Annotated in this window: 19 protein-coding genes; 8 read left to right on the top strand and 11 right to left on the bottom strand. The window is 31.7% G+C overall.

What is annotated here, in order from left to right; genetic code table 11:
- Positions 1 to 65 precede the first annotated feature (65 nt).
- The 3 genes from V9L04_RS19615 to V9L04_RS19605 all read right to left on the bottom strand — a co-directional run bounded on the left by V9L04_RS19615 (position 66) and on the right by V9L04_RS19605 (position 4,631).
- Positions 66 to 2,021: a SpoIIE family protein phosphatase gene (locus tag V9L04_RS19615; protein WP_338794215.1), complete on the bottom strand. Its 1,956-nt coding sequence runs from the start codon at positions 2,019 to 2,021 to the stop codon at positions 66 to 68.
- Positions 2,022 to 2,264: 243 nt separating this feature from the next.
- Positions 2,265 to 3,395, bottom strand: a complete 1,131-nt coding sequence (locus V9L04_RS19610; protein WP_338791632.1) for an RluA family pseudouridine synthase — start codon at positions 3,393 to 3,395, stop codon at positions 2,265 to 2,267.
- A 456-nt stretch (positions 3,396 to 3,851) separates the two neighbouring features.
- A complete protein-coding gene (locus tag V9L04_RS19605) occupies positions 3,852 to 4,631 on the bottom strand; it encodes a Stp1/IreP family PP2C-type Ser/Thr phosphatase (RefSeq protein WP_338791631.1) in 780 nt (259 codons plus the stop codon).
- Positions 4,632 to 5,063: 432 nt separating this feature from the next.
- Between V9L04_RS19605 and V9L04_RS19600 the strand changes: the two genes are divergently transcribed.
- The 3 genes from V9L04_RS19600 (at position 5,064) to V9L04_RS19590 (ending at position 9,598) form a co-directional block, all read left to right on the top strand.
- The gene (locus tag V9L04_RS19600) at positions 5,064 to 7,010 is read left to right on the top strand and encodes an ATP-binding protein (RefSeq protein WP_338791630.1); all 1,947 of its coding nucleotides are present in this window, start codon (positions 5,064 to 5,066) and stop codon (positions 7,008 to 7,010) included.
- 283 nt (positions 7,011 to 7,293) lie between these two features.
- Entirely contained in the window at positions 7,294 to 8,226 is a 933-nt protein-coding gene (locus V9L04_RS19595) for a hypothetical protein (protein WP_338791629.1), read from the top strand.
- Positions 8,227 to 8,467: 241 nt separating this feature from the next.
- Positions 8,468 to 9,598, top strand: a complete 1,131-nt coding sequence (locus V9L04_RS19590) for an amidohydrolase family protein (RefSeq protein ID WP_338791628.1) — start codon at positions 8,468 to 8,470, stop codon at positions 9,596 to 9,598.
- Positions 9,599 to 9,600: 2 nt separating this feature from the next.
- On the opposite strand, the gene V9L04_RS19585 is transcribed toward V9L04_RS19590, so the two are convergent.
- Positions 9,601 to 10,497, bottom strand: a complete 897-nt coding sequence (locus V9L04_RS19585) for a cyclase family protein (RefSeq protein WP_338791627.1) — start codon at positions 10,495 to 10,497, stop codon at positions 9,601 to 9,603.
- A gap of 218 nt (positions 10,498 to 10,715) precedes the next feature.
- Between V9L04_RS19585 and V9L04_RS19580 the strand changes: the two genes are divergently transcribed.
- From V9L04_RS19580 to V9L04_RS19570, 3 genes are all read left to right on the top strand, one after another.
- The gene (locus V9L04_RS19580) at positions 10,716 to 11,960 is read left to right on the top strand and encodes a sodium:proton antiporter (RefSeq protein WP_338791626.1); all 1,245 of its coding nucleotides are present in this window, start codon (positions 10,716 to 10,718) and stop codon (positions 11,958 to 11,960) included.
- A 146-nt stretch (positions 11,961 to 12,106) separates the two neighbouring features.
- Positions 12,107 to 13,321, top strand: a complete 1,215-nt coding sequence (locus V9L04_RS19575) for an MFS transporter (protein ID WP_338791625.1) — start codon at positions 12,107 to 12,109, stop codon at positions 13,319 to 13,321.
- A gap of 82 nt (positions 13,322 to 13,403) precedes the next feature.
- The gene (locus tag V9L04_RS19570; protein ID WP_338791624.1) at positions 13,404 to 13,826 is read left to right on the top strand and encodes a hypothetical protein; all 423 of its coding nucleotides are present in this window, start codon (positions 13,404 to 13,406) and stop codon (positions 13,824 to 13,826) included.
- Positions 13,827 to 13,863: 37 nt separating this feature from the next.
- On the opposite strand, the gene V9L04_RS19565 is transcribed toward V9L04_RS19570, so the two are convergent.
- The 6 genes from V9L04_RS19565 to V9L04_RS19540 form a co-directional block, all read right to left on the bottom strand.
- Entirely contained in the window at positions 13,864 to 15,705 is a 1,842-nt protein-coding gene (locus V9L04_RS19565) for an AAA family ATPase (RefSeq protein ID WP_338791623.1), read from the bottom strand.
- Between the two features lie 167 nt (positions 15,706 to 15,872).
- The gene (locus tag V9L04_RS19560) at positions 15,873 to 16,955 is read right to left on the bottom strand and encodes an Ldh family oxidoreductase (RefSeq protein ID WP_338791622.1); all 1,083 of its coding nucleotides are present in this window, start codon (positions 16,953 to 16,955) and stop codon (positions 15,873 to 15,875) included.
- A gap of 264 nt (positions 16,956 to 17,219) precedes the next feature.
- Positions 17,220 to 18,914, bottom strand: a complete 1,695-nt coding sequence (locus tag V9L04_RS19555) for a serine hydrolase domain-containing protein (RefSeq protein ID WP_338791621.1) — start codon at positions 18,912 to 18,914, stop codon at positions 17,220 to 17,222.
- Positions 18,915 to 19,064: 150 nt separating this feature from the next.
- Positions 19,065 to 19,682: a hypothetical protein gene (locus tag V9L04_RS19550; protein WP_338791619.1), complete on the bottom strand. Its 618-nt coding sequence runs from the start codon at positions 19,680 to 19,682 to the stop codon at positions 19,065 to 19,067.
- Positions 19,669 to 20,022, bottom strand: a complete 354-nt coding sequence (locus tag V9L04_RS19545; protein ID WP_338791618.1) for a PadR family transcriptional regulator — start codon at positions 20,020 to 20,022, stop codon at positions 19,669 to 19,671. Before V9L04_RS19545 ends, V9L04_RS19550 begins: the two co-directional genes overlap by 14 nt.
- Positions 20,023 to 20,138: 116 nt before the next feature.
- Entirely contained in the window at positions 20,139 to 20,714 is a 576-nt protein-coding gene (locus V9L04_RS19540; protein ID WP_338791617.1) for a hypothetical protein, read from the bottom strand.
- 409 nt (positions 20,715 to 21,123) lie between these two features.
- On the opposite strand from V9L04_RS19540, the gene V9L04_RS19535 reads away from it, so the two are divergent.
- Positions 21,124 to 21,837: a hypothetical protein gene (locus V9L04_RS19535; RefSeq protein ID WP_338791616.1), complete on the top strand. Its 714-nt coding sequence runs from the start codon at positions 21,124 to 21,126 to the stop codon at positions 21,835 to 21,837.
- 52 nt (positions 21,838 to 21,889) lie between these two features.
- Positions 21,890 to 22,432 carry a hypothetical protein gene (locus V9L04_RS19530; protein ID WP_338791615.1) on the top strand — a complete coding sequence of 181 codons (543 nt, stop codon included), beginning with the start codon at positions 21,890 to 21,892 and terminating at the stop codon, positions 22,430 to 22,432.
- Between the two features lie 253 nt (positions 22,433 to 22,685).
- Here the strand turns inward: V9L04_RS19530 and pyrE are convergent, their stop codons facing one another.
- Positions 22,686 to 23,369: an orotate phosphoribosyltransferase gene (pyrE, locus tag V9L04_RS19525; RefSeq protein WP_338791614.1), complete on the bottom strand. Its 684-nt coding sequence runs from the start codon at positions 23,367 to 23,369 to the stop codon at positions 22,686 to 22,688.
- Between the last annotated feature and the right edge of the window lie 8 nt (positions 23,370 to 23,377).

Raw genomic sequence — 23,377 nt, 5'->3', positions numbered from 1 at the left:
AACAATCCAAAATGAAACTCAATCAGAGATTGTGTGTTTTCCAAACTCCAATTCTCATTCCCTAATTACACTTCAAAACCAATCACAAGAACATCATCAATTTGTTTTTCACTTCCTTTCCATTCAATAAAATTTCTTTCTACTTCGTGTTGGAGTTCGAAAATATGAAAGGTTTTTAGTTTTTCTATAAATAACTGAAAACGTTTGGTAGAATATTTTTTACTGTGTTTTCCTCCAAATTGGTCTAAATATCCATCAGTAAGTAAATAACAACGAGTTCCTTTTTCGGGTTGTATTTTGTGTGCTGTAAAATCTCTTTCTATTTGTCTAGCAACTCCACCAACATGATGACGATCACCTTTTATTTGATTTACTTTTCCATTTGGTGTAATGAAAAGCAAAGAGTTTTTTGCACCTGAATACTGAATTTCATTTGTTTTCTTATCCAACACACATAGAGAAATATCCATTCCATCACGGTTTTCAGTTTCTTCTTGTTTTAGTGTTTGTACAATTCCGTTATGTAATTCATTCAAAATCAAATTACTTTCTGTAATTCCTCTCCAAATAACAATTTGAGTAAGCAAATCATTTCCAATCACAGACATAAACGCCCCTGGAACGCCATGTCCTGTACAATCGACAGCAGCAATAACAATTTTATCATCTTTTTCTGCAAAGAAATAGAAATCTCCTGAAACAATATCTCTAGGATTGAAGTAAACAAAGGATTTTGGTAAAATTTCTTCTAAACGATTTTGACTTGGCAGCATCGCCTTCTGAATGCGTTTTGCATAATTGATACTTGCTGTAATATTTTTATTTTGAAGCTGAATTTTTTCTTGTTGTTTTTCCAAATATTCATTTTGTGCATAAATAGATTGGTTTTTCGATTCTACCAAGTCACGCTGCGCCAAAATTTCTTCGGTTTGTTGTTCCAATTCAGATTTTTGTGCTTGTAACTCCTCATTTTGCTGAAATACTTCGGCTGTTCGTTCCAAAATCCTGCTAACAAGTAAATTTACATCTTTAGAAAGCCTTCCTATTTCATCTTTATGACGTATCTGAATGGGTTGCCATTCTACCGAAAAATCATTTTCAATTACATTATGAATTGCCTCAGAAATTCTTTTTATAGGTGTTCCTAATTTTCGTATCATCCATAATCCTAAAATAAGATTCAAAAAAATACTTGCACTTACTACCCAGATTAATTTTGTCCTACTTTTCTTTCTAAACTCTTCGCTATCTTTGTGTACTTCTTTGTTTATATCTTCAATTGCTACTTCGATTTGATTAGATAATTGATTGAGTTTTCCTTTCAAACCTAGCTTGCTTCTGTATCCTATTTTTCGTTCTGTTCCTGCTAACCTTCGCCACAAAGTTTCATATTTATTAGTTAATTCTTTCCATTCAGTACGTTTTTCGGTTCTTATAGCTATATTCTTATACTCCTTTTGAGTAAATTCTTCAATATGGTTTTGAAATTCTATTAAAAGTGCATTTACTTGTTCGATTTGAGACTCTTCTTTATATAAAAGAAAACGCTGTTCTGCTTGTCTGATTCTATAAAGATAAAGTTTATCTAATGGCGTTTTGAGAAGAGAATCCAAATGTTCGCTCATTTTTCCTTCATACCCTTGATTTTTGAATCCTCTTTGATAAATTTTTGTAACTAAATCATCAAAAGTAGTTTCATATTTTATGACTGAACGACGCAATGTATCAATGCGATGACGCAAATGGGCAGAAGGAATAAGAGGATGAGTTCGGAGGTCTAATAAATCATTTCGTAGTTTTGAGGTAAGCTCTTGATGCTGCAATACATAATAACTATCTCCTGTTTCGTAAAAATCTAAATTTAGAGCTTCTGAACTAAAAAAATCACGTTCTAGTTTATCAGTTTGACGAATATCTAAATCAACTTGAGAAAGTGTAGCCGTCAGTTTTTCTATTCGGTGCATCTGAGCATCATACCAAAGAAGCATTGCTGCTAAGGTAATAGTTGCAAAGAGGAACACCAAAAAGGAGAGAAACAATTTGGATTTTATGGAAAAAAGGAACTTCACAGGGATGGGGTGAGCGTTAGTTTTAGAGTAGTAGGATTGATTTTTTTATTCACTTTATAACTTAAAAATAAGCATTAAAACTCTTTAGCGCAAATTCATAAAAATAAAGACAAACTAAAAATACACAATAATTTGTTCATTAATTTATAAAACGCCAATAACACCAAATAAATTATGCAAATGCAAAATAACTTTTTAAGTATATTTCACATAATTTTCCCATTTCTCAATTACTTGTACTATATCCTCTGGTAGTTCAGAATCAAACTGAATCCATTTTTTCGTTGTCGGATGTTCGAATCCTAAGGATTTTGCATGAAGAGCTTGACGAGGCAAAATTGTAAAACAGTTGTCTACAAAAGTTTTATATTTTGAAAACACAGAGCCTTGCAAAATTTTATTTCCTCCATACATGTAGTCACCAAAAAGAGGGTGTCCAATATGTTTCATGTGCGCTCTGATTTGATGTGTACGTCCTGTTTCAAGATTACACTGTACTAAAGTAACATAACGCAAACGCTTAATTACCTTATAATGCGTAACGGCATGCTTGCCACGTTCACCATCTGGGTGGACAGTCATCACACGACGATCATTTTTTCCTCTTGCAATATTTCCTTTTATTGTTCCTTTATCGGCTTTTACTTCTCCCCAAACTAAAGCCAAATAAGTACGCTCAATAGTATGATGAAAAAACTGTTTTCCTATAAAATCTCTTGCTTCTGCTGTTTTGGGAACTACCAAAATTCCTGTGGTATCTTTGTCTATTCTATGAGAAAGCCCTAAAAACTGCTCACCATTTTGTTCCATATGATACGCTATTGCATTGGCAAGCGTTCCTGTCCAGTTGTCCGTAGCAGGGTGTGAAACTGTGCCTGCAGGTTTGAAAACAATCATCAAGTCTTTATCTTCATATACTACTTTTAAAGGAATGTTTTCAGGTTCAACCTTTTTCAAATCACGAACAGGGTCAGGCAAACGCACCGTAATTACATCATGAGGCAAAACTTTATAACTCGGTTTTACTTGTTTTTCATTTACTTTTACATATCCTCCTTTTATCGCTGTTTGTAAGCGATTGCGAGTAACTCTAGGCAAACGCTCCATTAAGTATTTATCGATACGCAATAATAACTGCTTTCCATCTACTTTTATACGATAATGTTCGTAAAGATTTTCTTCATCTTCATCATCATCAAAAGGTTCATCTAAAGGCTCTGCCATTTCAATTTCTACCTTTTCAATTTGTTCCGTATTTTCAACTTCCTCAAGAGTGTTAGTTTTTACAAAATCGTTATTTGTTTGATCTTCTTTTTCTGTATTCATTTTATATTTTTGTTTTTTTATTCTATACTCAATCAAAATCAGTTCTAAATATAAGTTTGAGTATAATTTATCTGCAAAAATAGTGAAAATACTAATAGCTTGTAATAGATAATGAAAAATGCTCTAAAAGTTATTTGTGTAGAAGCTATACTTTTGCGTGTATTTTGCTCAGAAGCAGCATAGAATAGTATAGCCTATCTAGAAAGTTATAATAGAAGTTGTTTAAGAATGGATTTGTGGATATGTTTGTTGGTGTCGCTACGCTAAAACACCAACAAAGGCGATGTTTTTTTCCATAAGATAGGGTTTGCAAACCCTATCTTATGGAAAAATTCATTTCTTAAACAACTTCATAGATATTATGAGGTACTAAAAAGTATTTCTAAGAAAGTTAAACAGATGTATACTTCAAAAAACACTCTATTTTAAATTTTTAAATACTTCAATATTTAATTTTTACTCTACTTTTTCAATGAGTTGAATTGTTATATTATCTTTTCCTCCTGCTTTAAGAGCATATTCCATCATTCTTTCTACTTTTTCTTCTAAAGCAAGGGTTTCATTTTCAAGAAAATTTTTGATTTCTACATCATCTAATTCATTTGAGAGTCCGTCAGAGCAAAGTAAAAACACATCTCCTACTCTAAGGTTTTGTAAAACTCTGCCTAAATTAGCAATATCTGGTTGAGCATCATCAGAACCTAAGGCACGTTCTATCAAATTTCTTTTTGGATGATAAGACGATTCTGCTTCTGTAATTATGCCTTCATCTATCAGGTTTTGAACGAAAGAATGATCTTTTGTTAGTCTAATAAGTTCATTATTTCTAAAAATATACAAACGGCTATCACCCACATGAGCGCAAAAAGTAGCATCTGGGTGAAATAAAATAGCAACACATGTTGTTCCCATTCCTTTTAATAAAGGATTTGTTTCAGCCTCATAAGCAATGGCTGCATGAGCAGACGCAAAAGATTGGTCTAAAGCATCATTTAGTTTTGCCAAATCAAAACGCTTGGAAGACATATATTCTCCTATTTTTTCTAAAGCAAGTTTTGAGGCTCGTTCACCTCCCAAATGCCCTCCCATTCCATCACAAACAACACACAAAAGACCGTTTGGAGTTTCGAAGATAGCACAAGCGTCTTCATTATGTTTACGGATTTTTCCTGTATGCGTTTGTTCTATATGAACAAATTGGGCAAATTGAGCAGATTTTGAAGTAGAAAGTGGCATAAAACCAAGTAGGCAAAATTGTTTGTAGGTGATTTTTTATTTCAACAAATATAATTTGTTTTATACGAAAAATACTATTAAGATTAAAAAATATTAGGCTTGCAGCGTTTTTTTATTTATTTTTAATTAAATGAGTTAATTATTTTTTATCAAGTATTTTTTGATTCAAAAAACCAAAAACGGTTTTGCTTCGTTTCATATTATACGATAAAAAGAATAGTATAACACAAATTAAAAATCTAAAAACAGAGTAGACAATAGGTATTTTTATTAAAAAATCGTATTTTTATATTTCTTCTAATAAGGAAAAATTTATTAATGTGAACAAGATTAAAACTTTAATTTATTTGTTATCAATCTAGTATATTATATTTATAATTACTCCTAATAATAATTATCCTATAAACTAATCAATAGCTGTTCATCAAAACTATGACAAGTCCATTTAAGGTATTGGAAGCGTATGGACGCAAGGACAAAGAAATTTTTTTTGGTAGAGATGCCGAGATTCAATTACTATTCAAAAAAACGACAGAAAGTAATTTAGTCTTGGTGTATGGTGCGTCTGGTACAGGAAAAACGAGTTTGGTACATTGTGGTTTGCCAATCTGTTTTTCTTCTGACGACTGGCTACCTCTTCACGTTCGTAGAAAAGATCATATCGGAACAGCACTTTTAGAAGAGACAAATAAATACCTTCAACGAAAACTCAAACCACATACGCCTTTGCATCTTGCCATTAAGGCACTTCACATGACTTTTTTTCGTCCAATTTATGTAATCATCGATCAATTTGAAGAATTATATATTTCAGGAAGTAAAGAAGAACAAAACCAGTTTTATGATTTTATTCAGACTGTTTTGTCTAGTGAATACAACTGTAAGGTTATTTTGGTGATGCGTGAGGAGTACTTAGCTGATTTATCGGAGTTTGAAGAACGTGTTCCACAGCTTTTTGATTATAGAGTACGTGTAGAAAAAATGCGCCGAGCCAATGCTAAAGAGGTTATTTTGAAATCAGCAGAAGCATTCAATATTGAAGTAGAATATCCAGAAGAAACGGCTGATTTGATTGTTTCACAGGTTGCAGAAGAGCGCAGTTTGATAGAACTTACTTATCTTCAAATTTATTTAGATCGTCTTTATGAGCTTGCAAAAAACAAACAAGGTGTACTGGCTGGCTATACAAATGCTGTAAATGACAGTTGGGCAGAACGTGTGACTTTCAATCCAGAACTTGTAAAAGAACTCAGTACCATAGGCGATGTTTTGGGAGAATATTTAGAAGAACAAGTTAAGAAAGTTCAAAATCGTTTACCCAAAACTGAAGAACGACAAGTTTGGACAATTTTAAATTTGCTTGTAACTGATGATGGAACTCGTGTTTCGATGGACTTGCATGAAGCTACCAACTTGATGTATTCGCATGGTGCAAGTAAAGAAAATATTACTTTTTGTTTAGAAGAACTTAGCAAGGTTAGAATTATTCATCTTTCAGAGCAGCGTGTTGAATTGGCTCATGACAGTCTTGCTTTAAAGATTATAGAAAGGCTCACAACAGAAGAAAAAAATCTATCTAAAGCAAAAGAAATTCTACAAACAGGACTTAAAACCTACCAAAATACAGGTGAAGTATTAAGTAAAAATAGTCTTTCTTTAATAGAACCTCATTTAGAAACACTTCAACTTACTCATAACGAACAAGAGTTAATAACAAAAAGTAAGCGTAGAGTAAAAGCAAATAAGATTATCAAAACGGTTTCTTTGATAGCTATTATTTTCATGCTTGGTATTTTAGCAGCTTGGGCATTACGTGAAAGAAGTATTGCCATTGATAGAAAAGAAGAAATAGAAATGCAAAACGAACAAATGAAATTACAACTCAATAATTCTGTACAAATTAGTAAAAAATTAGATGATCAACTGGGAAAATTAGTAGAAAAAGAGAAAATACTAGAAGAGGTTTTGAAACTTGATAAAAGCACTTACCGAGTTATTGAAAATAAAAATAAAGAAATTAACCAATTAGGTGTTACAGTAGATGCTCTCAAAGAACGTATTGACACAAAAAACAAATTACAAGAGCAAATAGAACGAAAAGCAAAGGCAAACGAACTCTTAACTGACGCATTATTAAAGGCAGAATATAATCCAAATTATGCTATTCGTTTGGCAGAAACTGCAAATAAAATTTATCCTAGCAAAAATGCCCAAACTGCAATTGAGAATATTTATAGAGAACATTTTATGAGAAATTATCCTACAAATAAGAATATCTCTATCTATGAAAATGCTAAAAATCTATTGAAAGGTAATCAAATTCCGAAAATATCACAAACACAGAAAGAGGATTTAGGTATTACAAAATTTGAAAAGTAAAAAATAAGACAAGTCATTTTACTTCAACTCCAAGATAACCACATCTTTGTTAATCTCTTCAAAAGAATAGATTTTTTTTCCATTGTGTTCTTGCATAAAACTTTTAGCATCCTCTTCTTTAGAAAAGGAGTTGTTCCATCTATCTTTGGACTAAAATTTCTATTTTCCATTTAGAGATAGTAGCTCATCAAGTTCCAAACTGTTATTTGATTGTTGTTGTCGCTTCGCTAAAACACTAACAATGGCATTGAAGCAAATTTTATTACACCAAATTAATACTACTATGAAAATAAATTTCTTTTTTATTTTGCTTCTATTATTTTCTTTCATTTCTCCTACTGAGGAATCTGAAGAATTAATTATTTATGATTTTTATAATTATGATTCTACAGGATTTATTGTCTTGACAGACAGTTATGCATACAATGAACATCCAGATTCCTCTGTTATTGCAAAAAAGTATTTAAGTAATGAACCTACTATTGACGAAAATAATTACCACAAATTAGATGCAAAACACAGAAAAAGATTTCTTGAATCAGTGAATATCAAAGAAACAGATATTATATATATTTATGATTTATCTCAAAATTCTGTTTTTGCTTTCAATGTCAAGGATATTAATTTAGTGGCTTTTATAAATCCTTATGGAGGCTCAGAGCCATTGAGACAATGGGATTTTATGATTGGCTTTGAGCTAGAAAAAACAGAATTGAATTTGCTAAGTAAGGGGAATGATTTTTTTGTCTGTGTAGGCAAACACAATCCATTTAGAGAAGGAAAAGCCAAAAGTATGATATGGAAAGAAATTGATGAAAGCCTTTTTCCTGACTTTTCAACAAATGATGATGAATTAAAAAAACATTTATCTTCTTCTAAACTCAAAACTCGCACCTATCATTGTGCTGTCAATAAACTAGATTATTTTGTTAAAGATACTGGTCGTTATAGAATAATAGTAATTATTGATTCTAATAAAACAGTGATTTCCACTATTTCTTTTCGTGACGGAGAATCAATAGACTTTAGTCCTTTGCATGTAATAGAAAAAGATAGTAAAGAGAACTACTATACAAATCAATGGACAGGCAACATATTTAAAAATAAACCTTCTATTTTATTTGGCTTTGAAAGTGTATCATTTGGATGTCCTTCTGTCTGTTTTGTAGATAAAAACACACCTTGTGTATATATAAGATGTGATAATAGACATTAAAATAATAATAGAAAAATTTTACAAGAAAATATAAAATACAGCTTCTTGGGCTTATTTATATTATATTTAAAAGACTTAAAAAAGATATTTTAAATTATAGTAAATGAGAAACGGCTATTCATTTTTTATGGATAGCCATTTTTGTTTATCTTCTGATGTAAACATTTTTTTTGAAAACCCTTTGTAATTCTTTAATTTAGCCTACTTTTAAGATTTTACAATAAGATTTTTACAAAAAATAATGCCACAAGACTCCACGCCAAATACACACAATCCGAATATTCCAGACACATTACAGAAACAAAACGAAAAAGAGATTTTTACACCTGAATCTAAACTTTTTACGATAGACATTCACACGCATATTTTGCCTGAACGTCTGCCCAATTTACGTGAACGTTATGGTTATGGTGGTTTTATTCACTTAGACCATCACAAACCCTGTTGCGCTCGTATGATGATGGATGATCGTTTTTTTCGTGAAGTAGAAGATAATTGTTGGTCAGCAGAACGTCGTATGCAAGAATGTAATCATCAACATGTAGATGTACAAGTTCTTTCAACTGTTCCTGTGATGTTTGGCTATTGGGCAAAGCCCGAACACACATGGGATTTATCTAAAATGCTCAATGAACATATTGCAGGAATTGTAAAAGATTATCCAGACCGTTTTATTGGTTTGGGAACTTTGCCTATGCAAGCACCTGATTTGGCTATTAAAGAACTAGAAAGATGTGTAAAAGATTTAGGACTTGCAGGGGTAGAGATTGGTTCACATATTATGGATTGGAATTTAGATGCACCTGAGCTTTTTCCAATTTTTCAGGCAGCAGAAGAACTTGGTGCAGCTATTTTTGTGCATCCATGGGATATGATGGGAACAAGCAAAATGCCTAAATATTGGCTTCCTTGGCTTGTCGGAATGCCAGCAGAAACAAGTCTTGCAATTTGTTCAATGATTTTTGGTGGTATTTTCGAAAAATTACCAAATCTAAAAGTTGCCTTTGCTCACGGTGGAGGTTCTTTTCCTGCGACTATTGGACGTATTCAACATGGTTTTGATGTTCGCCCAGATTTGTGTGCTGTCGATAATCCGATTGCACCAAAAGATTATTTAGGTAAATTTTATTTAGATTCGTTGGTTCATAGTCCTGAAATGTTGGATTATATAGTCAAATTAATTGGAGCTGATAAAGTTTGTTTGGGAACAGATTATCCTTTTCCATTGGGTGAACTTCAACCAGGTAAGTTGATTCATTCAATGAATTATGATGATAAACAAAAAGAACAATTATTGAGTGGTTCGGCATTGGAATGGCTTGGACTCAAAAAATCAGATTTTGCTTTTATGCAATCTTGGGATGTAGTTTAGGTTTATTTACTTAGTTCGTACAAAACAGGTTTTGAAGGAACAGCATCAATTTCTAAAGACGGAATTTGAATATTTAATAAATAAATTCCGTCTTTAATTTTATTATCTGCAAAAATAAGTTCGGTAATAGTGGCGTTTTTTCGGACTTGTGAAAAGTCATTTTTGCTATTTTTATCTAAACTATTAGTAAGAATATTCCAAAACCCTTTATGCACTGATAATTTTCCTTTGTCCCATTCTCTATCCACTGAAGGCAAATCTAAAAGTAAATGATTGATATTTTTTTGAGCTAAAAACTTGCCTATACTTGGATCTAAATAAGGAGGATTTTGACCTGAATAATTTCTAGTTTTTTTATCATCAGAGTTTGGAAGAGTGCGAATGATGAGAGCTTCGTAAGGAATAGAATTAGTATCTTCAATATCTATCTTTTCTAATTCATCTAATTTTTCTTCAAGATGTTTTTTCAAAACTACTTCATCATCAATTTCTGCAATTTCTCTTAATTGGCTAAGCTCCTCGTTTTGTAAGTATTCTTCTGTAATTTTGGTAGGTTCTATACTAATCATACGAGCGACAAACCAAAATGTTTGTAGACATTGATTAATTGTAACATTTTCCTTTTCTTGGTTATTCAAATGCCCATAACATTCTGTATGTGTGCCATTTCCGTGTGGTGTAAGACTTACTCTTTGATAATTACAAACTCCTCCTTCTGCAACACTTCCAATAAAAACATCTTCAAAACTAATAGTTTTAAAAGTAGGTTCTTCAGCATGATAACAATTTGGATTTACTGTCTTTTCTGCATTTCCTGCTTGCAATGGAATAGAAATGTCTAGTGGTTTTGATAAATCGGCTGTATAAGTTATGTTGTTGATTGAATACTGGATTTTCATAATTAAAAATAGAAAGTGTGTTTTAGACTAGTATTATTACCCTAAAATTGCTAATTTTCACTTTTATAAACAATAGTAACTCAAAAACTATTTATATCAAATTGTATTTACATTTTTTAAACTTGTTAAGTCTGATGTCAAAGACAAGCCTTTAACCTACAATTTTTTTATTTGTATTTAACTCTAAAATCTAACTTCCTACCTCTAAATTTATTTTTATGGATTTATTCCACGCCTTTACTGTTCTTATTGTGCTTTCTGCTGCCTTTGCTTATATCAATTATCGATATTTGAAACTTCCCACTACAATTGGTTTGATGCTTATTGCGTTATTGGCTTCACTCGTTATTGTTGGATTGGGACAGTTTAATCCAGCTATTTTTCAAAAGGCGCAAGAGCTTGTCAGAAGTGTAGATTTTTCTAAAGTTTTGATGGAAGTGATGCTTAGTTTCTTGCTTTTTGCTGGTGCGCTTCACGTAGATACACCTACTCTTGCTAAGGAACGAACACCAATTATTATTTTTGCTACAATTGGAGTTACAGCTTCTACTTTTATTATTGGAACGGCAATGTATTTCATTTTGGGCTGGTTAGGACTTGGTGTAGATTATATTTATTGTTTGCTTTTTGGTTCTTTGATTTCACCTACTGACCCTATTGCTGTTTTATCGATTCTGAAAAGCGCAAAAGTTCCTAAAAATTTAGAAGTTAAGATTGCAGGAGAATCACTTTTTAATGATGGGGTGGCTGTGGTTGTTTTTCTGACAATTTTTCAAATGGCAGAAAAAGGAGTAGAAAATACTGAATTTTTGGATGTTGTAGAGCTTTTTGCTGTTGAGGCAATTGGAGGAATTGCGTTTGGTTTGGCTTTAGGTTGGGTATGTTACAAACTGATGTATTCGATTGATAATTATGTTGTTGAAGTCTTGATTTCTTTGGCAATTGTAATGGGTGGATATGCACTTGCTGCGTATTTGCATACTTCAGGACCTTTGGCTGTTGTGGTGGCTGGTCTTGTGATGAGCGCAAAAGGAAGAGAATTTGCGATGTCAGATTTGACGAGAGATTATGTAGATAAATTTTGGGAACTCATAGATGAAGTACTAAACGCTGTTTTGTTTGTTTTGATAGGTTTGGAAGTTTTAGTGCTAACTTTTGATGGTAAATATTTAATTGCTGGTGTTATTGCGATTGTGGTGGCTCTTTTATCTCGTCTTATTTCGGTAGGTTTGCCTATTTCGTTTATGAAATTAAAACGAGATTTTATTCCAAATACAATTCTGATTCTGACTTGGGGAGGTCTTCGTGGAGGTATTTCGGTAGCTCTTGCGCTTTCTCTTACGCCAGATATGGGAAGGGATTTATTTGTAACAATTACATACGTTGTTGTAGTATTTTCTATTTTGGTTCAAGGTCTGACTGTTAAGAAATTAGTAAAACAAGAAATTGTAAAGGAGGATTAATTATAAAAAATCATTCTTGCTAGTTTGGAAAGACAGGGTTAAAACCCTGTCCAATTTATAATATATAGTAGATTTTGAAAATATATCTCTGATAAAAGATATAAAAGTAGTTTTTTGAGTTTGAGTTGTAAGAAAAAACAAAACACATGACCAAACGTGTAATTTTACCAATCATAGTTCTGTCTCAATTTTGCTGTACTTCGTTGTGGTTTGCAGGAAATGCCGTAATGAGTGATTTAATAATCGCTTTTGGTCTTCCTACTGATGCCTTGAGTTCGCTTACTTCTGCTGTTCAGTTTGGTTTTATAAGTGGAACATTGATTTTTGCACTTTTGATGATGGCTGATCGTTTTTCGCCTTCATTAGTATTCTTTGTTTGTGCTATTTTGGGTGCTTTGTGTAATTATTTTACAATTTTTGAAGGGAATAATTTATCTACTCTTTTATTATTTCGTTTTCTAACTGGTTTTTTCTTAGCAGGAATTTATCCAGTAGGAATGAAAATAGCATCAGATTATTATCAAAAGAGCTTAGGAAAATCACTAGGTTATTTAGTGGGAGCTTTAGTTATCGGAACGGCTTTTCCTCATCTTTTGAAAAGCATTCAAAGTTTGGATTATTTTCACAACTCTCAATATTCACAAAGTATATTTTCTTGGCGTTTGGTTATACAAGCAACTTCGCTGATTGCTGTTTTGGGAGGAGTTTTGATGTTTGCTTTTGTTCCAAACCATTCCATCAATCGTTCTGGAAAATCAGCACAAAAAATAAAACTTACAGCTTTCTTTCAAGTCTTCAAAAGTGCTGATTTTCGTTTGGCAGCCTTTGGATATTTTGGGCATATGTGGGAGTTATATACCTTTTGGGCATTTATTCCTATTATTTTACTGACTTATTCTGAATTACACCCAGAAATAAATTTGAATATTTCCTTTCTTTCTTTTCTAATTATTGGCTTAGGAAGTTTTGCTTGTGTAATTGGTGGCTATCTTTCGGAGCGTTTCGGAACTAAGAAAGTTGCCTTTGCATCTTTATCGCTTTCTACGCTTTGTTGTCTTGTTTCTCCTCTTATTTTTTATGCAGATTCTTATTTTTTATTGATTACTTTTCTCATTTTTTGGGGTTTGGTAGTGATTGCAGATTCTCCCCTTTTTTCTACTTTGGTGGCTCAAAGTGCCATTTCAGAACTAAAAGGAACAGCACTCACGATTGTAAATTGTATTGGTTTTGCTATTACGATTGTCAGTATTCAGTTTATAAATATGCTTTCTGATTTTCCTAATTTTATCAATGAAAAGTATATTTTTGTGTTTTTAGCTTTAGGGCCTTTTTTGGGTTTGGTGGCTTTGAGGGGGAAATAATGTTAAATGATATTTTAAAATGGCGTACCTTTGGATATGCGATCAGAAAAATAAAAACCAATTATTAATATAACTATCAAAAATGATAGATCAATCAATTTTTATAATAGTAGATGAACAAGATTTACAGAAAGTAATTACTCAACTCATTGATTCGGTTAGTTTTATTCAACCTCCTGTAGTTACTAATAACAAATTTTGTTCTGATTTGTGGTTAAAGTATAAAGATGAGAAATTCTATTTTTCTTTATATTCACAAGAAATAGATAATAAAGTTATATTAGATTTTGATTGTGTTGATAGACAGTTTTCAACTTTCTTAGTTGAAAATCCTAAATCTACTCTCCAATTTTTTCTTACTTCTGTAGTAAAGGGTTATTGTGCCTATTGGGTTGTTAATCCTCCTGATTTAGAATTAGAGACTATATATAAAGAACTTACGCAATCAAAAGAAAGAAAACTTATCGAAGTATCATGGTTAGTTTTTATTAATGAACTTGTTTAACTTCATCAATTTCATGTTTTTCATCGAAAAGGTAATATCATTTCTTCAAATCTATTTTATGTAACCTAGAAATAATTGCATCTTTATCTCTTCCCATTATTTTGGTTATTTCTTTTATAGTATGTCCTAAATGAAATAAATCTTTGAGCTGAGCCTCTTCTTTTATAGTCCAACGTTTATAAGTATTTTCTTTAGTTTTTTTGACTTCTTTGGTAGTAGATAATTTTACAGGGACAATTTTTTTAGGTTTGATTTTTTGATGAACTTCTTGCTCCCTTTTCTTTTTTTCTTGTATAGGCTTTACTTTTACTTCTTTTTTCTCTTGAATTGGTTGAGGTGCAGTCAGTTTTTCTGCCCAAAATAAAAAGTGTTTTCTAAAATCTTCCGTTTTGATGTCGTTTCGATAGTCTAAGGCTTGTATAAAGTTATCATAAACACCTTCAAAATCTTTGTTTTTAGCTGCTTGTCTTGTTTTTTTATAATAAAAATCTGCTTTTCCATCATTTATTTCTTGTGAAATGGCAGCTTTTGATGTTTCTGTTTTGGCAAATGCCATCACTCTTTTATCGGTTTTGATAGCTCTGTGAGGAATGGGAGAAGCCAAAACCAATCCTTCAAAGGAAGTACAACGACTCAGCGCAACATAAACCTGACCTGCTGCAAAAGCATTTCCTACATCTGCAATTATTTTTTCAAAAGTAAGTCCTTGACTTTTATGAACTGTGATTGCCCACGCTAGTTTTATAGGATACTGCGTAAATGAACCTAGTTCTTCTTCTTCTATTTTTCCTTTTTCATCGTTCCATTTGTATTTTATATTTTTCCAAACCTGTTGTTCTACCTCAATTTGATTTTTTGCTTCATCTTCTACAATTATTTTTTCACCTTCTACTCGTATTATTTTCCCAATTTTTCCATTGTAATATTTTTTGTCTTTATCGTTTTTGACAAACATCACTTGAGCATTAATTTTTAGTTCAAGATTTCTATTAGTTGGAAAGTTTTTATCTGGAAATTCTTCTTCTACAGTAGCATTAAAGGTTTGTAAAGAAGTAGTCAGACGAGCTAATTTTTCAGCATTTATTTCACTTACTTTTTCATTGTGCGTACAAAGCATGATACAGTTTGTATATTTTTCAAAATCAAAATTAGGTTCATATTTTGTATTCAGACCCTGCAGTTGGTCGTAAGTAAGATTACTATTTCTTATTTTGTTGAGAAGATTGATAAAACGCTGATCTTTCTGACGGTATATTTTTTTGAGTTCTATGTAAATAGGTTCTATTTGCTGAATTACCTTTGAGCTAAAGAAAAACTCACTCTCATAATATTCCATCAAAATTTCTTTGTGTTCATCTTTCATCACTGGAGGAAGTTGAAAGGTATCACCAATCAAAAGAACCTGAACACCACCAAAAGGAACAGTTTCTTTTTTGCGAAAAATACGTAAAAGTCGATCTATTACATCCAATAAATCACAACGCACCATCGAAACTTCATCAATAACTAAAATCTCTAAACTAGTAATAATTTTTCGCTTTTCTTTAGAGTAAACAAAGTGTTCGAAAATAGTGCTTTTATCCTCATCGCCCATTTTGGAGTCTTTTCTCAAGCGTTTGTCATTTGGAACATACAAACTAGGAGCTATCTGAAAAAATGAATGTATCGTTTGTCCACCTGCATTGATAGCTGCCACACCTGTAGGCGCAACAATGACCATATTTTTATTGATGGTCGTTTTGAGGTATTTCAAGAAAGTAGTTTTTCCTGTTCCTGCTTTTCCAGTCAGATAAATAGTCTTTTCTGTATGTTTAATAAGGTCTAAGGCATTATTAAACTCTATATTTTCTCTGTCTAATTCTATGTTATCTACAATCATTCTTTTATTTCTTTCAATTTTATTAGTACACTTTTTTCAAAAGTTCTATATTTTTGTTTAAAGATAAAAAATATATAAAAAACTTTGTCAGTAGTTGTAAGGTAATCCGAAACAACTCTGACAATAGTTTGTGGTATAAAATAGTGTATTTAAAATTGATTATTTTATCAAAATTTCAACTTTTCTAACTTCAACTTTTTAGCTACTTCTTCCAAATCTTTTACGACAGGTTCTAAAATAGGAATTCCATTTTTAAGACGATAGGCTTTATTTTCTAATTCAGGCTCTCCTGGAATAATTACTCTTTGAGACTCATCAATAGGAGTAGCATTTTTAAAACGACGAATCCAATTATCCATGTGAGATTTGAATTCTTCTTTTGGACGGAAACCATCTACTCTCATTGCACCCAAAAAATGTCCCAAACCTTGTCCCACAGGGTCAGATGGCAAAGGCAAAAAGCTAACAAATGGAGGTGCCCAAGGACCATAACCTGCCCCAGAAAGTACAGCCGAAAGAATATCGACAGCCGAACCCAAACAATATCCTTTATGATTACTTCGCATTGGATCAGAGCCTAAAGGTAAAAGTGCGCCACCTTCTTTTAAAGCAGCAGCATTATTGGTAGTATTTCCATCTTTGTCTTGCACCCAACCATTAGGAGCATCTTCATTTTTTCGTTGTAAAATTTCTAATTTTCCATTTGCTACTGTTGTTGTGGCAAAATCAGCTACAAAATCATTTTCTTCTCCTGCTGGAACAGCTATTGCAATCGGATTTGTTCCTAACATGCGCTCTTTTGAATGTGTAGGAGCAACCAATGGACTTGCATTTGTCATTGCCCAACCTATCATATCTTTTTCTGCTGCAAGCATGGAATGATAGCCTGCAATTCCGAAATGATTTGAATTTTTGACAGAAATCCATCCAGAGCCTACATTTTCAGCCTTTTCAATAGCTACTTGCATTGCTTTTGGCGCAACAACCAATCCCAAACCTGCATCTGCATCAATGGTTGCCGTACTTGGAGTTTGATAAGTAACTTTCCAATTTGGAGTAGGATTTATGCGTCCTGCTTCCCACAAACGCACATAACCAGTCAGACGAGCAACCCCATGAGAATCTATCCCACGCAAATCAGCAGCTAACAAAACGTCAGCAGCCAAAAGAGCATCATCTTTTGGACAACCCATTTGAATAAAAACATCAATTACAAATTCTTTGAGAGTAGTATCTTTTATAATGAACATATAAATTTTCTTTTTCTTGAAATAGAAGAGGAAGTTGTTTAAGAATAGGTTTTACAGGTATGTTTGTTGGTGTCGCTACGCTAAAACACCAACAAAGGCTGTGTCATTTTTCCTTAGAGCTGAGTTTGCAAACCCAGTTCTAAGGAAAAATGAGTATTAGCTTCGCTGACTTACAGTTCTTAAACGACTTCGAGGAATAGTTTTAATCTTTCAAAATTAAGAAAAAAAATCACTATTAATAACCTTGCTTTTTTAGTCTTTCTTTTATTTTTCCTTTTCGAATAAAATTTCTTTTACTGTTCCTTCTGCTGCTACCTCAAAAGCATCTATTTTTCCTTTTTTATTTCTTTGAAAAGAAAGTCTCATTCTTTGATTTGTTCCAAACTCATCTTTTCTTCTTGAAGATAATTGTATGTTTTCATTATTTGGAAAAGAAAGAATTAATTTACTGTCTTTTTGAAAAATTTGATAAGTAACATCTAGCTCATCAGAATAAAATTTTCCTATATAGTCGTTTGTATTGACTTTCTCTTTTTTAAATAAATCTATTTTTTCAAAATAAAATACTCCTCCTCCAAAATTCACAGTCAAATCCATGTCTTTATTATTATTTTCTTTTGAAATATTATAAAAATTATAGACTACATTTTTAGCATTGATACGATGAAAAGTATTTTTTGATTCTGTCAGTAATGAAATTGCATTATTTCCCATATTGGTTTTTACTTTTAAAGTGTCATTTTCTATAAAAAAATTCATCAATAAATCACTATTTAGTTCTTGATATGAACCTAAAAGCAGATTTAATTCTTCTTTAGAATGTTGATAATCAGCTTTTTCTATTTTATTCTTGTTTTCTTTTTGAGTAACTAATTTTTCCAAAATATCAAATGCAATTCCTTGAGCATTAATATGTTCAGAGTTGGTATAAACCATAATAGATATTTCTTTTTTGGGAACACAAACAAAATAAGAACGCATTCCTACATCTCTTCCTCCGTGTCCTACCAAATTATTTCCTTCAAACTGCCACACAAAAACACCACGAGCCTGTGTTATGAAAGAACCATCATTAAGAGCATCTTTTGTGGTTAAAAATTTGGCAATATAAGCAAACTCATGAGTATCATCTAAAAATATTTTTGACCATTTTGCCATATCTGAAATGGTACTCCCTACACCTCCAGCTCCTACACATAATGTTAGAGATTTTGGGTGTTTATACGTTTCTCCATCAAAATAATATCCACAGGCTTTGTTAGGAACAATATTTTCCAAATCATTTTTATAAAATGTAGATTTCATTTCTAAAGGCTCAAAAATTTCTTCTTTTGCAAACTCTGAAATTGTTTTTTTAGAAACTCGCTCTATAATGAGAGCCAAAAAGACATAATTTGTATTTGAGTACAACATTTTTTTTCCTGCAATATCATTCACTCCACGTTGGCGAAACATCAAATCTTGAATCATTTTGTTAGTATAACCTCTATGTTGATAATCAAATCCTTGTAAGCTCAGAAGTACATTGTGATTACGGATTCCACTTGTGTGATTCAGAAGGTGCTTTATACGAATAGTATCTCTATAAAAAAGGAGTTCTGGAATATATTTTCTAACATCATCTTCTACACTCAAAAGTTGTTTTTTTTCTAAAATTGCAATACAAGCAGCCGTAAATTGCTTAGTAACTGAAGCCAAACCAAAAACGGTACTGTCATTAAAAGGAACTTGATATTCTAAATTTGCTAAACCTGTATAATTGTGATAAGTGAGTTTTCCTTGTTGAGTAATCCCAATAGTAACACCTAAATCTTGATTTTGAGTATTTTTTTGGAGGATAGAATCAACTCTTGATTTCCAATCTAGTGGATAATTTTGAGAAAAAGTAGTTCTACTAACTAAACAAAATAATAGCATTAGAAAAAGGTAAACCAGACGGATTAAAGATAATTTTTTCATTAGAAGTATTTTTTAGAAGACAATAGTATCCTAGCCAAAGAAATAAACTGATTATTACTCTGAGAAATTTTTATTAGAAAATAAAGAGGTAAAAAATAGCCTTCTACTCTTTTGAGAAACACATTTTAGAAGGCTACTAATAGAATTAGGTTAAGCTAACCGAACTGATTTTTGATAGAGCTGATAAAAGAAAATAGGCAGAAAAATACAGGCAAAAATACCACAACCAACAGCAAATAAAATGCTTGAGTAAGGGAAATGTAATCCTTTGAAAATCATTCCGATACTTATCAAACTTCCAGCAAAAAGACCTATAAAAAGTCTGATTTTGTCCATCATTACAAGGCTTGTGCGATTACGAAAAGCTAAAGTAGCCAAACTAGGTAAAACAAAAAAGAGCAAACTAATATTACCTATCTGTAATAATGTATTAGCATAAGGTAAATTTAAATGCTTGAAAAGCAAATAAATAGAAAGCGTAAAAGCTGTAATAAAGCTAGAAAAATACAAGATACGTTTCATAGTAAGTTGGGTTTTGAAATGGATAATAAAAAATAATTCTTCTTCTATTTCGCCAACTCCATTGGGAGCAATAGAAACAGAAGCCTCTTTGATGCTTTCCTCAAAAGAAAAGCCTTCACTCATTTTGCTTTCTACAAAACAACAAAAGTGGTCTAGCAAACTGTCTTGCAAATCAGTATCTTGAAGAGAGTTTTTAAAAACACGTTCACAAATTAGTTCTACTTGATTTTCATTAAGTGTTACCATAAATTGGTTCAGTAGTAATTAGATGATGGATTGTACTCAAAAACTCTAAAAGTTCGTTGATTGCCTTGGCAGTTGCTGTTTCTCCTGCTGGTGTAAGATGATAATATTTTCGCACTCGCTTTCCTATCATCATTTTTTCACATTCAATTAAGCCATCAGCTTCTAGTTTGTGAAGAGCAGGATAAAGAGAACCTTCTTTTATCAATACTTTGCTATCAGTAGTTTCTTTGACACATTGTGCTAACTCATAACCATACATTTTGCCTTTTTCGGAAAGCAAACGAAGAATGATTGTGGTTAGTGTTCCTTTGAGTAATTCGGTGGTTGGATTTGTCTTCATTTTTACATAGATTTTTAATACATCGTAAATCTATGTATTTATACTCAAAGCACAAAAAAAAGTTGCATTTTTACTGCAACTTTTTTATTTTTTTTCAAATCTCTTTTTTTAAAACTCTATTTTTTCTTGTTTGGATTAGATAATCTCATCTCCTCACAATCATTAGAGAGTTTATATATGCTCATTTTCTCTTTTACAGCAAAGCCCATTTTCATTCCTTCAAAGATGATGTATATTTTCTCATTATTAGATTCTGTTTCTAATTGCGCCACTTGTTTTTGTCCTTTTGTATCATTATAAGTCAAAATATACTTATTATTTTCTTTTTTTACGGAAGTAAGTTGATACATCATAATATCATACAAACCTGCCATTACAAACATAGGTTCTCCATTGCTGACATCAAAATAGAAAGTGCTTATAGGCTCACCACATTGTGTATAAATAATTTCTATATTGTCTTCTGTTGCAAGTCCAATATAAGTTTTGTCTTGAAAAGTAGCTAGGTATTTATTTTTATCTGCACTTTGTGCTTGGCTAGAAAAGCAAATCAATAAAGTTAAGAAAACACTAAAAATGAATCCTAAAGATAAAATTCGTAATCTTTTATTTTGTGCTTTTATTTCTTGTTCTGCTGTAATAGAGGTTGCTTTTGTCAAAGTTGTGTTAGAAATGTTTTTAGGATGGTTCATTAAGGTATAGGATTTGAGATAAATTTGATGTAAAAACTAACAAATTGATAGAGAAATAATTTATATTATAGTTTAATAGTAATACGTTTTCAATAAATTGTGATAAATGACGTTCTTTTATTAAGGCTTTTTAATAAGACACAACTTATAAGATAGCCAAAACTGCTTTGTTATTTTTGAAGCAAATTTTGAGCAAATTTTGATAATTAGGACAGAAAAATGAAAGAAAATTATTAGTTTTACCAAATATTTTATAAAACTACGATTAATTTGAATGGTCTTACTACACCAAACTAATTTTGTTAATTATAAAAAACAACCTTTAAAAATCTTTTGTTATAGAATTTGTTTAGAATACAAAAAATAAATCACTACAAAAAACAAAATAAAACAATCCATATTCCATATTATGTTTGCAATTATGACTTCAACTCCTTTTTCTATCTCTCTCAAAAAAATAGGGATATTTCTGATGCTCTTTGTAGCAGTTCTTATTTTTTCTACTAACCAACTACAAGCTCAAGTTAGCATGAGTGTGGCTGCACGTTATCAAAAATTTATTGCAGGTGAAGAAGATCGTTTTCCTTTTGGAAAAGTAGAAGACTTCCCTCCCTTTGCTGGATTAGAGGCACGACTAAATATAGGGATAAGCTACAAAACAGCTCTTACTTTGGAAGGCTCATATATGTTAGGAACAAAACGTGGTGAATTTGTATACTCTGATATTATTACTAGCAAAAGTACAGGTGCTGAACTAAGTGCTAATTTGCGTTATTATCTTTTTGGAGCTTATAATGACAGAGGAGGCTTTTATACCTATGGTGGAATGAGTGGAGGAATGTATACAATTGACTGGACATTAAAAGATTATGAGCCTAATGACGGTTTTCGTGTTTTTCCAGAGGGTAATTACTTTCAAGACCAACAGTTTTGGCTTTTGAGTTTGAATGCTGGAATTGGTGCAGAAGTTTATACAGGTTCTTTTTATATTTTTGCTGAAGGTGGTGGTTCTTATCGTTTCAAAGACTACGTTTCGAATGTAACAGCTTATACACCTCACTTACATCATTTTTGGAGAGCTAATTTTGGAGTTCGTATTCCTTTTGGTGGTGGTCCTCAATAAACAATTAGAAATTCATAAAAAAATCAATTCATATAAAATAATAGCCTATTCTATGTTTCATTCAATTAGAAATACAAATAAATTTGTATCCAAATTTGCTTACACCTTTTTAGCTCTTTTTGCTTTTTTTGCTGTTGCTTGTGAGTCTGACAATGATGATAATCCTTTAGCCGTCTCTACAATGGAAGGATATGTAGCCGATTGCCTTTATTGGAATACAAATATACCCAAAGTACAAAGCTTTGGACAAGATTCATTGGGAAGGGACACTATCTTGACAGTAGAAGGAAATTCATTAATTGATGGAAGTGAACTTTATTTATTCATTCCTTATCCTGCTGTTGGCTCTTTTATAGTAGCACCTCGTGATACTACAGATACTATTGGTCTTCCAATACCAATTATTCGTTATAAAGGAGAAGATGTTCCCTCAGGCACAATTAATATTACTCGTTTCGATACTGTTCGTTATATTTTAGAAGCTGATTTTAACTTTAGCTTTGATAAAATTACAGAATCTGACACTACAATAGATACTACATCTGTTGAGTTTACGAGAGGAAAAATTAAAGCTGCTTATTTGCGACTAAGATAATTATACTGAGTTTATCTAATAGTTTTATATATCAAAAAACCTAAGAATATATATTTATTCTTAGGTTTTTTTGCTTCAAAATACTTCTATTTTTTTATAGAATTATGAATAATCATTTCAATAAATTTAGTATAAAATAATTTGGGTGCTACTCAATTTAATCAAAAAAAGCGAAAGACATTTTATAAAAATATCTTTCGCTTTTGCTATACCTTGCCAACCGTCAAGATTGTATTTGAAATAACAAAACAATTTATTTCTTTTTCGGCATCCAGTTTTCAGGTTTATCTCTCCATTTTGTAAGAATTGCATGGTCTTCTTCTTGCAAATAATTTAGAGAAATAGCTTGTTCAACTAGCGTAGAATAATCACAAAGCACCTTTAAATCAATAGCTGCTTGTGAAAAATTACGTGTTGCACGGTCAAAACCATATGTAAAAATGGCTGCCATTCCGATTACTTTTGCTCGTGTAGATTGCAATACATGAACAGCTGCAAGAGAACTTTGTCCTGTTGAAATCAAATCTTCAATCAGAACAATTTTATCATCAGCATTGAGTTTTCCTTCAATCTGACTTTGTGTTCCATGTTCTTTTGGTTTTGCACGTACATACAGCATTGGCAAATCCATTTCTTGAGCCACAAGAGCAGCTTGTGGGATTCCTGCTGTCGCTACTCCTGCAATTGCAGTAACATTTGGAAATGACGTTTTTATCATCTCTACTAATGCTTTAGTAATAAAAGTTCTTACTTTCGGATAAGAAAGTGTCAGACGATTATCGCAATAAATAGGAGAGTTCCAGCCTGAAGCCCATTGAAAGGGTTCATGAGGACGTAATTTTACTGCTTCAATTTCTAAAAGCATTGAAGCAATTTGATGAGCAACAGAAGAAAAGTTTTCTGTTTGTAATTCTGATTGTGGATTGGTTTCTTTCATAACACAAA

The sequence above is a fragment of the Bernardetia sp. MNP-M8 genome (genome assembly GCF_037126285.1).
In the GTDB taxonomy this organism is placed as follows: Bacteria; Bacteroidota; Bacteroidia; order Cytophagales; family Bernardetiaceae; genus Bernardetia.
Note: the sequence above shows the minus strand (reverse complement) of the source record. Positions and strands in the feature narration are given on the sequence as shown.